1 protein-coding gene is annotated in these 340 nt (G+C 38.2%); it reads right to left on the bottom strand.

Translation table 11 applies throughout. The features are described from left to right. Positions 1 to 43: 43 nt before the first annotated feature. A partial coding sequence (locus F2P45_RS34810; protein ID WP_166882723.1) for a hypothetical protein occupies positions 44 to 340 on the bottom strand: 297 nt, incomplete at its 5' end.

A 340-nucleotide genomic window follows, 5' to 3' on the forward strand; every position in this document is an offset into this window, starting at 1 on the left:
TTCCGTAAAATACAATTTTCGGCTTATCTTCTTTTAAATATGGTCACCATGGAATGTAAGCCACCGTATGCTCTCCACCTTCCACTTTTGATAACCGATCAAAATCTATTTTTGTTCCATATGACTTATTCAACTCATCACCCATCGACCTTGGAGTTGCTATTTTTTTCGCATCATTGGAAGGCACGCATATAGGCTGATGAAATTTGCATTTCTGAGATGCAACTCCTTTATGCGCCGCCATTTTTTTGTCAATCTCATCCGACAGAGCAACGTAATGTACATCCTTCTTTGATAACTTTACTTTTTGCTTGCTTAACTTATCTATCTCGTCATTCGC

The sequence above is a fragment of the Massilia mucilaginosa genome (genome assembly GCF_011682145.1).
GTDB classification, from domain to species: Bacteria; Pseudomonadota; Gammaproteobacteria; order Burkholderiales; family Burkholderiaceae_D; genus Telluria_A; species Telluria_A mucilaginosa.